Origin of the sequence: Chloracidobacterium sp. (assembly GCA_016715795.1) — a bacterium.
Classification (GTDB): Bacteria; Acidobacteriota; Blastocatellia; order Pyrinomonadales; family Pyrinomonadaceae; genus OLB17.
Genome location: JADJXP010000003.1, coordinates 1 through 10,879, shown reverse-complemented (window position 1 = coordinate 10,879; position 10,879 = coordinate 1). Strand labels below are relative to the sequence as shown.

The 10,879-nt window shown below is 52.5% G+C and carries 18 protein-coding genes; 3 read left to right on the top strand and 15 right to left on the bottom strand.

The annotated features are described in order from the left end of the window. Nucleotides 1–325: 325 nt before the first annotated feature. From IPM59_15460 to IPM59_15450, 3 genes are all read right to left on the bottom strand, one after another. Nucleotides 326–808: a site-specific DNA-methyltransferase gene (locus tag IPM59_15460; GenBank protein MBK9216958.1), complete on the bottom strand. Its 483-nt coding sequence runs from the start codon at nt 806–808 to the stop codon at nt 326–328. 52 nt (nt 809–860) lie between these two features. Next, nucleotides 861–1,448 carry a DNA cytosine methyltransferase gene (locus IPM59_15455; protein ID MBK9216957.1) on the bottom strand — a complete coding sequence of 196 codons (588 nt, stop codon included), beginning with the start codon at nt 1,446–1,448 and terminating at the stop codon, nt 861–863. 112 nt (nt 1,449–1,560) lie between these two features. Beyond that, complete coding sequence (locus IPM59_15450) at nt 1,561–2,478, bottom strand: IS1595 family transposase (protein ID MBK9216956.1); 918 nt, start codon at nt 2,476–2,478, stop codon at nt 1,561–1,563. Between the two features lie 69 nt (nt 2,479–2,547). Here IPM59_15450 and IPM59_15445 point away from each other — a divergent pair, with 69 nt between their 5' ends. Further along, on the top strand, nt 2,548–3,213 hold the full coding sequence (locus IPM59_15445; GenBank protein MBK9216955.1) for a hypothetical protein: 666 nt from the start codon (nt 2,548–2,550) through the stop codon (nt 3,211–3,213). On the opposite strand, the gene IPM59_15440 is transcribed toward IPM59_15445, so the two are convergent. From IPM59_15440 to IPM59_15390, 11 genes are all read right to left on the bottom strand, one after another. Further along, complete coding sequence (locus tag IPM59_15440) at nt 3,174–3,503, bottom strand: hypothetical protein (protein ID MBK9216954.1); 330 nt, start codon at nt 3,501–3,503, stop codon at nt 3,174–3,176. The two genes, IPM59_15445 and IPM59_15440, sit on opposite strands and share 40 nt — an antisense overlap. A 915-nt stretch (nt 3,504–4,418) precedes the next feature. Continuing rightward, the gene (locus IPM59_15435) at nt 4,419–4,697 is read right to left on the bottom strand and encodes a hypothetical protein (protein MBK9216953.1); all 279 of its coding nucleotides are present in this window, start codon (nt 4,695–4,697) and stop codon (nt 4,419–4,421) included. A 13-nt stretch (nt 4,698–4,710) separates the two neighbouring features. Further along, nucleotides 4,711–5,094: a hypothetical protein gene (locus tag IPM59_15430; GenBank protein ID MBK9216952.1), complete on the bottom strand. Its 384-nt coding sequence runs from the start codon at nt 5,092–5,094 to the stop codon at nt 4,711–4,713. Next, the gene (locus tag IPM59_15425) at nt 5,084–5,881 is read right to left on the bottom strand and encodes a hypothetical protein (protein MBK9216951.1); all 798 of its coding nucleotides are present in this window, start codon (nt 5,879–5,881) and stop codon (nt 5,084–5,086) included. The genes IPM59_15430 and IPM59_15425 overlap by 11 nt, the downstream gene beginning before the upstream one ends. Then, complete coding sequence (locus IPM59_15420; protein ID MBK9216950.1) at nt 5,865–6,035, bottom strand: hypothetical protein; 171 nt, start codon at nt 6,033–6,035, stop codon at nt 5,865–5,867. Before IPM59_15420 ends, IPM59_15425 begins: the two co-directional genes overlap by 17 nt. After that, nucleotides 6,032–6,295, bottom strand: a complete 264-nt coding sequence (locus tag IPM59_15415) for a hypothetical protein (protein ID MBK9216949.1) — start codon at nt 6,293–6,295, stop codon at nt 6,032–6,034. The genes IPM59_15420 and IPM59_15415 overlap by 4 nt, the downstream gene beginning before the upstream one ends. Further along, the gene (locus IPM59_15410; protein MBK9216948.1) at nt 6,292–6,552 is read right to left on the bottom strand and encodes a hypothetical protein; all 261 of its coding nucleotides are present in this window, start codon (nt 6,550–6,552) and stop codon (nt 6,292–6,294) included. The genes IPM59_15415 and IPM59_15410 overlap by 4 nt, the downstream gene beginning before the upstream one ends. Continuing rightward, nucleotides 6,552–6,878: a hypothetical protein gene (locus tag IPM59_15405; GenBank protein ID MBK9216947.1), complete on the bottom strand. Its 327-nt coding sequence runs from the start codon at nt 6,876–6,878 to the stop codon at nt 6,552–6,554. The genes IPM59_15410 and IPM59_15405 overlap by 1 nt, the downstream gene beginning before the upstream one ends. Before the next feature lie 231 nt (nt 6,879–7,109). Then, on the bottom strand, nt 7,110–7,373 hold the full coding sequence (locus tag IPM59_15400; GenBank protein ID MBK9216946.1) for a hypothetical protein: 264 nt from the start codon (nt 7,371–7,373) through the stop codon (nt 7,110–7,112). Continuing rightward, nucleotides 7,361–7,648: a hypothetical protein gene (locus IPM59_15395; GenBank protein MBK9216945.1), complete on the bottom strand. Its 288-nt coding sequence runs from the start codon at nt 7,646–7,648 to the stop codon at nt 7,361–7,363. The genes IPM59_15400 and IPM59_15395 overlap by 13 nt, the downstream gene beginning before the upstream one ends. A 42-nt stretch (nt 7,649–7,690) precedes the next feature. Next, nucleotides 7,691–8,137: a hypothetical protein gene (locus IPM59_15390; GenBank protein MBK9216944.1), complete on the bottom strand. Its 447-nt coding sequence runs from the start codon at nt 8,135–8,137 to the stop codon at nt 7,691–7,693. Nucleotides 8,138–8,188: 51 nt separating this feature from the next. On the opposite strand from IPM59_15390, the gene IPM59_15385 reads away from it, so the two are divergent. Then, the gene (locus tag IPM59_15385) at nt 8,189–8,359 is read left to right on the top strand and encodes a hypothetical protein (protein ID MBK9216943.1); all 171 of its coding nucleotides are present in this window, start codon (nt 8,189–8,191) and stop codon (nt 8,357–8,359) included. 78 nt (nt 8,360–8,437) lie between these two features. Here IPM59_15385 and IPM59_15380 read toward each other — a convergent pair whose 3' ends face one another. Beyond that, on the bottom strand, nt 8,438–8,575 hold the full coding sequence (locus IPM59_15380; GenBank protein MBK9216942.1) for a hypothetical protein: 138 nt from the start codon (nt 8,573–8,575) through the stop codon (nt 8,438–8,440). A 962-nt stretch (nt 8,576–9,537) separates the two neighbouring features. Here IPM59_15380 and IPM59_15375 point away from each other — a divergent pair. Further along, complete coding sequence (locus IPM59_15375) at nt 9,538–10,014, top strand: hypothetical protein (GenBank protein MBK9216941.1); 477 nt, start codon at nt 9,538–9,540, stop codon at nt 10,012–10,014. Nucleotides 10,015–10,879: the final 865 nt, after the last annotated feature.

The following is a 10,879-nucleotide window of genomic DNA, read 5'->3' as shown; positions in this document are numbered from 1 at the left end:
AGCGTTGGCGAACTCCGTAGGATTCGCGTGGCATCTAATACGCCTGTATGAGAAGATGCCTTACCCGGATAACTCCGAATTGTCGCGTACAGTTTACGCTTTTTTATTTCGGTTTGTCTATCAAAATTCCGCTAGTTCCATTTCCGGCCCTATCCGCCCCGCCGAGATAAAATAAAACCCTTCGCACCGCTCGCACTTGAACGCACCGACCAGCCGAAGGCAATCGTCGCCAAGTTCAAATTTGAGACGGGCGATAGCTTCCCGCGATAACTCTGCAAGATCCGTGCAAGTGCATCTTTTTCGGTTCGGTAGATTCTCCACGAAGTCACGCGGCAGCACACTCGAAAATTGACAGTTGATTTTTGCCTTCCACGGCCCCGCGCACATTCTTAACCGCAAGATCGAAATACGAATCTTTCAACTCGAACCCGATGGCTTTGCGGTTCATTTTGATCGCCTGGAATGCTTCGGACCCGATCCCTAAGAACGGCGTCAGAACTGTATCGCCTTCGTTTGTCCAAAGATGGATCGCCCTCTCGATAGTTTCCAATTGCAGCGGACAAATATGCCGCTCGTCGTTTTCGTGACGGCCTTCGCGTCCGTTGAGCGTGTTGTTGTAGTTGATATCCCACCAGACCGGCGATGCGTATTTTTGCCAGACCTCGACGGGAATATCGCACTTGACCGGATGCCGATGATCGCCCGGCTTGCGGAAAACCAACAGATAATCCGGCGTGCCGACACGAGACATTGCGGAGTCTTTCTTGACCTGTTTGTGCAAAAGCCCCAGAGCCTTTGTTCTCTGCATTTCCGTTAGGGAATTATATACTTAACTCCCGTTTTGTAAAATGATTGAGGATTCACAAAGAATGTCCCCACTGTTGAGCCATAGCATCCGCGATGCCTTGAAACGTCTTGGCTCGATTCTTTTGCCGTGCCTTACCGCCCTTATTGAACCAGTTACCGGGAATCTTTGTGCTTTGGGCATTCAAACAAATATCGGTCGATACGAGCGGTGGCAAATTTTTCAACCATAGGCAGGTTTTCTTTTGCACAGGATCGCCAAAATAGAACGGCTGAATCGTCTGGTCATATTTAGGCAGCAAAAACACGGTGGATGGAACAGGATTTTCAATGGCAATTTTAGGAATATCAGCTTCGAGCAACGCCATAAACAGTTCTTTGGCCTTTAAGCCGAGAGCTAGGCGGTCATTATTCAAAACGCCTTTCGGGTATAAAAATCTCGCCCCGGCATTGCTTAGGTATGTGCAGGGCGGGTGCGCGATCATTAAATCCCAATCGTCGTTAATGACGGTCAAAACATCGTCTTGGATATGCTGGCCGGGAATCTCCGTAGGTAGAATGTCGCAACTCCACGCATCGTGTCCGAGAGCCTTAAACGCCTCTCTGACCGTTCCCGAATATTCACAGGCAATTAAAACTTTCATTTTTTCTTTGGCTTCCTTTTTGGCGGTTTCTTTTGCTTGTCCTTTGGCTTGTAATTCACAACCACATCCGTTATCCGATTTAACGATTCGGGAATCTCTTTTTTCTCATTCATTATGCGGTCAACTCCTTGTAGGTCAATCGTTTGTTAAAGGAAGCGTAAACAAAGCTATCAAGCCTTTCGAGCGTGTGATATTTGACGTTTCCGAAATTGAGCCGAAACGTAAATTCAGCAACGTAGCGGTCAAGATGTTTCGGGCTAACGTGATGGTAAACGCCAGTAATGCCGCGTTTCAGCAAAGCCCAGACGCTCTCAATCGAGTTCGTATTGATGCCGTCGCGTCCATATTCGCCGCCAGAGTGGTTGACAGCCGAATGGTTGAAGAAAAGCCCGTTAAGGTCGCTGTAAGCACCGTGTTCGTCTGTAAAGATCGTAGAGCCAACCGCAACGTGATTATGGATAGCTTGCTGAATGATCGGCAGACTCGCGTTCTTAATGTGCATCGCTTTGGTTCGACCGCCGCGCTCACGCATACCAAGAACGGCTTGCTTTCCAACGACCCCGCGTCCGCGATTCAGTTTCATATTGGCGTGCTTGTTGGCCTCTTTACCGCCGATGTAGGTTTCATCAATTTCGACAATGCCTTGCAGTTTGTCGATGTCGTTCCCGCAAGCCTCTCGGAGCCGTTGGAGCATAAACCAAGCGGACTTTTGCGTAACGCCTATCTCTTTGCCCAGTTGGAGCGACGAGATGCCCTTACGGGCGGTAACGAGCAAATACATCGCATATATCCACTTGTGAAGCGGAACGTGCGACCGCTCGAAGATCGTGCCCGTGCGGACGGTGAAATCCAGTTTACAAGCGTTACAGCGATAGTAACCGCCTTTCCTAGTCGTGATACGTTCACCGGCCTTACAAGCCGGACAAATCACGCCGTTAGGCCACAAGCGGGATTCGAGATAAATCCGAGCGGCTTCCTGATTAGGAACCGCCTCGAACAGTTGAAAAGTGGATATTGTGCTTTTGCTCATAGTCCAAATATACCAAAAAGGAGTGAGGGAGTCAAGTATATAATTCCCTTTTTTTGTATCGCCGCCGTCGTGAACGAAATACATAGCGAGCATTTCATTCGACCGCATAATGCCCACAAATTCCGCGTGGTTGCCGAGTTCCATCACGTCATTCGGCGAAGGCGTCGCGGTGCAAGCAAGTTTATAAGGCGTGTCTTGAAACGCATCGATTATTTGCTGCTTCGTTTTGCCCTCGAAATTTTTCAGAATGCTGGATTCGTCAAGCACAATTCCCGCGAACGATCCGGGATCTTCGATCTTGTCGAGTTGTTCGTAATTCGTGATAAATACGCCCGGCGAATCTTGCTCCGCGAAACGCTCAACCGTGATGCCGAACTTCTCGCCCGATTGAGTTCGCTTGGTGAAAATCCAGCATCGCTAAACCGCGTGATCTTCGATTCCAGGAATTGTTCGTATTCGCTTAGTCTATTTTCCATCTTCCCTCCCTACCTGTTTCCGCCGGATCTGCAGTACGTCACGCCGTCGCGTGATCGCACCGCCTCGCCCCTTCGCCCTTCACACTCTCGAAACCCGACCCGAAGCACCGCGGGCAATCGCTTTCAGCCGTCGCCGGCAACGTCCGCCCCGGTCTATTTCGCGTTGCCGGATCTCCTGCCGAAGGCCGCTTGGCCCCGTCCATTGGCAGATAAGCAGCGTCACGTCGATCGCCGGGATGTTCCTCTTGCCCCGGCCTGAATGCTTTCGATGCGGGCGTCGTGGGCACGCTGGAAAAGAGTTTCGTAATGCTTTGGGTGAATGTTGTGCCGTGCAAACTCTTTCCACCAGACCTTGCATATCGGCCCGAGCTCGGACGCCGAAGCAAGCGTCCAGCCCTGCAAGGCCCTCGCCTGGTTGATGATCGAAAACAGCCCGATCTCTTCCTCGCGGGTAATGCTACGAGGCGGGTCCGTATTTGGCGTCGAAATAGTCTGCGGACTCTTCGAGTACTCGGATATTTGATCTGCCACTTTGCTTGCTTGTTCCATTTTTTGCCTTCTCCAATTTCGTCTTTTCCGCCCGGAATACGCCGAGAAGGTTCCCGGTCTTTTCGGGCAGATAGCGGTTAAGCATCGGGTCGTAGTTTTGTTTGTGATCTTCAGCGTGTTCGCCCAAGCTGTTCGTCGCCGGGCAAGACTTCGGCTTCGATGAATCCGGCCGAGGTCGGGTCATGTGATGTTCGAAACGCCTCGATCAGTTCCCGAACCGGGAAGCCCCACGCGTCCGCGTTATTGGTATTTTCTTATTTGCAATAGCAATAGGAATGTTCGGTTTTGTTTGCATTTTGTTGAACAATTGTTCAGCATCTAAGTCCTTTGCTTCCACGCTTTACGCCGGACCGCCTGCCGGCTTCGCTCCGAACCTTCGATTTTTTGTTTCAAATTTGTTCGTTCTTTTCTTGACGAACATTTACTACTTTTGACGGGTCTTTTTATGCGGAACAAAGAACTGTTTAACGTCTTTTCGCGCATCGATTGTGCAACCTCGGCCAACCCAGCCGGCAAAACCTTCTGGATCCGCCGGGATGCCGTCACCGAGCCAGCTTGTCCAAAGCCCTTGGATACCACAGTTCTTCCATATCGCTCAAAAGCCACGCCGCCAGGTGAAAACATCCTTCGGATACCATAAATACGCCGGATACTTTCTGCTCACATATTTCTCCGATCTCTAGAGACAAAACGCCCCGGACTTGTTACTTTGCGGATAACATGGCCCCGAGGCGTTTTTGGTGATCGAAATACCGAACTTTAGACACGATGTCATCCGCATCTTTGATTCTAAGGATCGGTGCGGAAATTGTCAAATGTTTTTTAAGTACAAGGCCGGACGGCATCCCGGCCCGCTTCTAACCTACGATTACCGGGGTCGTCATTCGGCCAGCCCCGCTTCCTGATCTTGCTAAACTATCTCAACCCTATTCGAGCGGACGTTTCGGATCGAACCGGATACGATGCTCCGTCGATATCTCTGATCAGCAATGATTCAAGCAAGTCGTGATACTGACGGTCGAAATCACGCGACAACGCCCCGACGGTCGGACGTGCTATCCGCTTCGCTCTTTGTTTGTCGATCACCTGAAGCAAGGCCGTCTTTGCCGTTGCCCGGCGTGCTTCGATAATGCGGTACTGGATCTCGTCTTGTGCGTCCAGCCGTGATAATGAATAAGCCTTCGGGTCGCTCATAGTGTTTCCACCTTCACCGTAAAATAATGCTCCCGCTTACTAATGCGTTCCTGCTGATACCGCCATTGGACAAGGCTCGATCCGTCGTCGATGCCGAGTTCGCGGGCGAAGGCTGGTCCTGGACGTGTTTGAAAGCCCCGGCGAGGTTGTCGGCGTCGAGAAGGTTGCAGGAATACCGCGTAAAGGTAATGACCGCCGGGAGCGTAACCTTCGCTTTGTGATACCGCCAAAGCATTGCAAAGTCCGCCTGCTGTGCTTTCTTTCGCCGGTGCTTTAAGGCCCAATGCTCCCGCGTATTCGCCTCGCTGACCGTCTTGATCGGAAACCTCAATTCCATAAACTTGCCTAACATCGTCTTGTTGCCGAATTTCATATTTCCGATGAAGCTACGTGACATGCCGCCAATAACGACCTTTCTTAATATTCCAGATTGTTTTCTTACAGACGCCGAACCGTGCGGCTGTTGCGACAAGGGTCGCCCCGCCCGCAAGCATTGACTTAATTTCGCGAACCTTAGCGACCGTGAGTCTTGCCGTTCCGTTTCCCTCGCCGATCGCCTGTCGCCCTCGGCTCACCATATCCCGAACATTGTCGAGATGCGTTCCGTCCAACAAATGTTCAGGGTTTACGCAGGGCGGATTGTCACAGGTATGACGGCACATCTTGGGCCAGCGGCCGTTGGCAATGAAGTACGATATGTGCGTCGCTCGCTTCCGTCGGCCGCTCCAATTCCCGACGCCGTACCCCTTACGGTCTCTTGCGGCTGTCCAAAACCAACAGTCGCCTTCGGTTTTATCAACGTGACGCCAGAAATTACTTTCCGGATCTGTCCTAGACATTTTGACAAATAGCGGGTCGCCATACTTTCGCCAGCGGTCGTAGTGCTTGCGACACCATTTAAGCCGACGATATACATTTTGGCCGCAGTCAGAAATTGGGCAACTTTTGAGTGTGGTTTTAGAAAGTGGTAGGCTTTGCTTAGCCATATGAACCTCCGAAACAGGTTTATTGGTTAGGTCGGAATTGGTGCTGATAACACCTTTTTCGACCGTTTCTATTTTACCACTATCTAGTTGCACATCCAAACACTTACGCCGAAGCGGACGCAATATAATCGCCCCGGCGTCACCCTTCCCGCCCTTCATCCGATACGCGGCGTTCACTAGGTCAATTACTGCTTGCATCGTCGATCACGTCTCGCATAAGGTCCGCCAAGTGCCACGTATCACCCTCGGCAAGTGCAAGCGTCCGGCGTTTTTGCTCCGTAGTCATTCCCCGCCAAAGCCGGTCGCACTCCGCGTCGTCGTGAATGAATTGCATTATTTTGTTGTCGCTCATCGTTTCCTGGCCCCTTGCTGCCGTAACTTCGCCGCCTTAAGTTTCGCGTCTCGGTTCTTGGCGTAGTACTCGCGGAAATACGCTCGGCGGGCATTGACGCCGACCTTCGCGTCACGGTGCTGTTTATGAATTCGTACCGTCGAAGATGCGATCTGCTTTACTTCGGACGGTATCCGCAGTCTTCGGCGTTTACGCCCTCGTGTCGGCGATTTAATCTCAAGGTCCGGCTCCCAGGGGAGGTATCGGTGTTCGATTCTCATTCAGACCTCCACAGCCGTTGTTGTCCGGCGGCTTCGAGTTCCGCTTGAGGCACAATTTCAAAGCCATAGGAATCAACCTGAATAGGGTGGTTCTCTTTGACGTGTTCATCGAACTCGGCCTTGTTATTCATTTCTTCCTTGCACTCGGAACAAACCCAAACTTTCCGTATCGGATGGCAAAATTCTGCGTCGTCGTAGTGCTTATAGACTTCGTAGCAGGTCGGGCACTCGAACATTTCAACCATCGTTGCAGCCATTAGTCCGCCCTCGATAACCTGTACTCAAACAACCCGCGTTTGCGTTCGCCGCGTGACCGCTTTTCGACCGTGTGCGAACCGAACCGGGGCTTCCTCAAATGGCGTAGCTGTGCCGAAACGCTTGCCGCGGGGTCGCCCGTCTCGGCTTCAATTTCGGATAACGTCCGCCAACGCCCATCCTTCATCAACTCGAAGATCCGCAATATCTGGCCGCTCAACCGGGCGTTATCCTTTGCCTTGTCATAATCCGGCCCGTCGAAACGCATCGCCTTACGCGGAACGCTGACCGGCTTCGGCGGATGATTGAATAAGTTAGGCTGGTTCATTTCACCCCCGCGGCGTAAACCAACAACGCAGCGATGACGGCTAACGTCATAGCCCACGCCGCCGCTATCAACATCCTGTACGGGCTGAACCGCCGGGGCCTCCGCGTGCGATACACGCTCGATCTTATCTGTGTTCGTGTCATAGCTTTTTCAAAAAGCGGGCCGGTTGTGGGGCCGGCCCGTAAAAGGAGGTTCTCTGATGAAACTGCCCCTTGCTCGAAACTCTTGCTTTTAGCCGTAGCCGTAGCCGAAGCCGTAGCCGTAGCCGTAGCCGTAGCCGTCGCCGGAGCCGGAGCCGTCGCCGAAGCCGTAGCCGGAGCCGGAGCCGTCGCCGAAGCCGTCGCCGGAGCCGTAGCCGTAGCCGTAGCCGAAGCCGTAGCCGTAGCCGTAGCCGGAGCCGTCGCCGAAGCCGTCGCCGGAGCCGTAGCCGGAGCCGTAGCCGAAGCCGTCGCCGGAGCCGGAGCCGTCGCCGGAGCCGTAGCCTACATTGCCCATACAGGCACCTCCTCGATCGATTTCTGAGCTTCCGGTGTGACATCGAGGATCTCGATCGCCTCGGTAAGCTCCACGCGATCACGGCGATCCGGGAACTTACAGGTTTTTGGCTGCTTAGTGCCTTCCATCGCGAGTTGCGAAAGTGAAGCAGCGCCGTCCCAGTACCAGAGCCGACGGGCGTTTGTCAGAACGACTTCTTTGCCGTTTCGACTCTCAAGAAAACCTGCGAATACTCCTGCCGAGTAAGTCCGGCAGATGACATATTTTTTATCCATATTTTCCTCCATTAAAACTAAAACTCTTCCTTGTTCTGCAGTTCACAAGCGGCCCTTAAGGTCCTCGATCACCGTCTCGAACGACTCCGCACTAAGCGAAGCAATGCCATCCTCGACACTGAATAGATCGTTGATGTACTCGTTCAGCTTTTTGCCCGTCCACTTCACGTCGTCGCCCGCGTCATTCAGTTGCTTGCAAAGGTCTTGCAGCTCCGCGATCGCCGCCGCACGTCCGCCGTCCTCGACTGGTTCCGGTTCTTTGATCTGCTTCGGCTTTTCCGGCTCGCTGAACGCCTGGGCGTTCGGTATCGTCTCAATCTCGGTTTCGTCGAGCATCCCGAGCCCGCAAATGGAAAGAGTGACGCGGCGTTTGGCCTTCGTCACCGCCTTCATCAAAGCGTTTGACAAGTTCCCGCCCATATCGCTTTTCGGCACAACGCCAATGTCCGAATCGCTCCGGCCCTTTGAGTCCTTCGCCGTGACGGTCACGATGATAAGGTTGTCGATCTGCTGAATGTCCGGCTTGTCGATCGATACGCCGTGGATGTTCCGAAGCTGGTCCGTCGCGTCCTTGCGGGCGTAGAGCGTGAGTTTGCCGTTGAGTTTGATGTACTCAAAGGTTTGGTCAGCGGGTTAAGCCGAGGCTTTCGCACGTCTGCTGATAGTAAAGAATTCGATCTTGTGACGATAGGCTCGATAGGTCGCCGCTAATTAGGGCATTTTCGAGCGATTCAGCCCCGCTAGCAGGCTTTGTTTGTGTTTGAATGGCTTTCGTTGTCATTTTTTCTCCTACGGCATCCAGGCCGCTACATCTGCGTTATCAAAGAGGATGCTGATAAACAGCACCGCAAGGGCGAAAAGTATCAGCACGAGGCCGACGACGTTGCCGACCGTTTCCGAAATGAAATATCTAAAGGTGTCTTTCACGTCGCCGCTCTAAAACGGTATCTCAACCCTTTACAACTTGCCGGTATCGTCGGGTCCGTGGCTTTCGCGTTCGCAACATAATCTGCCGCTTTCTTTGCAAAAATCCGTTCGTTCTCCGCCATTTCTGCGGCCTTGAACGCACCCATTGATAAGTGCTTGTAGATCGCCTTGCCGATGTCGCCCTTGAACTCGAAACGGTCTTTGCCGATGTGGATCCGCAGCGTCTCTAACGCCCGGGTTCCAGCAAGCGTGGTCGATCTTCTCGATGTTAAACAGCCGGTTCTCGGCTTCTATCCAGTGGTTCATTGCGACACCTCCGCGAACGCTTCCCGCCAAATGCGGCAAACATCTGAAATGGTCAATTTGCCATCGCGGAAATAGCCGAGACTCTTGGCAATCCTAAGGCCGTCGTCTTGTCGCAATAGTCATAATCGGTCGTTAGAATGAATCGAAATTGCTGTTCGTAATTTGGCATTGCGTCCTCCATCTTTCTTAGTCGTTTCAGAGGGGCCGGCCGTGAATTCTCTGGAACCCCTGGCCCTTCTGATCCCTTGCGTCCTTTGTTGTCAATGAAATTAGGCTTGCGTTGCATACGCAGCTATCTCGTTGCATAGGTCAGCCGGAATGACCGCCCGTGCCTTTGCTTCCTTTTTAATCCTTGTGTTCCCGTCCTGCTTCCCTCGCGGGGAAGACCTCGTGGCAATTCGCACGGGGCTACATCGCGGACGGGGACGCCTGCCAAGTGTTTGTCGAATATCCGTTGGCTTCATTTCGCGTGTCACCGTATTGGCAATAAGTCGCGTGTGCCGGAAGAATTCGTTTAACACGGGCATCCGTCGCATCTTGCCGACCCGATTCTCTATCCAAAACATTCGCGGGTTTACTGCTTTGATAATGGCGACCGTCTTTTCTAATATCGCCATTTCCTGTCTTGCCGCGTCAGTCTTTGGCGTGTGGTCGTGATGCCAATTCCGGCTATTCTTGCGACCGTGAACGCATTGCACGGCGGCGAAGCTTACAGCATCAAACCCGTGGAAAGTATCAAGAGCAAGGTCGAAATGTTCGCCGTAATGGTCGCGTTAAATTGCGGGTCGAGGTCGAGTGAAACAACTTCCCGGCCCTTCGCTTCAAAGGCTTTGCCGATGCTTTTCGTGCCGCAAAATAGTTCGAGTAATCGCATTTGGAAATTAAGCTCGCTGCGGATGCAGGCCGTTTCTATCTCGGCGGCCTCGGCATCCCACTTTCGCTACGCTTTTCGCGGACAGCTTCCCGCACAATTTGAGAAGCCGGAACATCCATTTTCGCCGCGAGTTCAAAAGCTCCTGTTTCTCGTCCGCGCGATCGTCGTAATCGGTTTGTCGTCCTTCGGTTTCATAAGAGTGCGGTTTCGCCGCGTTATTGGAACTGTAACCAAGATATTATTATATATCAATACCTAACAATAGAAATCGTTCACTATTTGTACACATATCGGCGTCTTCTTGATTGACATTTCAGATCCCGCCGACTCTAACCCCTGTCCTATTCCGCCCGGCCCGATATTCAGATGAGTATCGGGAATAATCAATGGCTACATCGAAGCCCGGAACCGCGAACGACGGCGGGCTATTTGTGTTTAGCGTTCCCCGGCCCGAGTCCGGTGATAGCCGGCGCGTTGAAGGCGGCGGGAGAAAATGATGATTGACGACGACGTTGTGAATGAAATCGGAGAGTTAGCGGAACGGCTCGACGCGGCACTTTAGCTATCAGAATATGCCCCAGTTGCCAGCACATCATTCGAGGGCTTGAGAGGGACCAATCCGAGGCCGTCGGAAACGGAACTCGCCCGACTCTGCCAAGTAACTGGTGGCGACGAAACTCTGAATCTTCAGTGCTAAGTAGCCCGCGATGAAGGCGGTCGGTAAATATAAGGAAGATGAATTATACGCATACCCATTTTACGAACGATAAATTGCGGGATGGCTAACGATCCCAGCTTAATAGGTGAATGGCTGGAACACAAAGGGTCCTGGAGATGTGTAAATCAGGGTTACAGCTTCAAAAGACCCGGTTCGATGCCTTGCAATACGCTCCGGGCAATTTACTGCATAAGGTTGAGTGTCGTGGTGAAATCGTCGTTGGCGATGATAAGTTGGTTTACCACGCCGAAAACGAAGGGATCATTACAACGATTGACGCTGAACCGCTTCTACGACAATTCGCCCGCGATGTGCCCTAGAGGTCTATCGCAGCGGGGCAACGCACACACTGATGCGATGGCGTCTGCAAGCGTTAGTTGGAAACGGGCGACGAATCGCTAAGGAC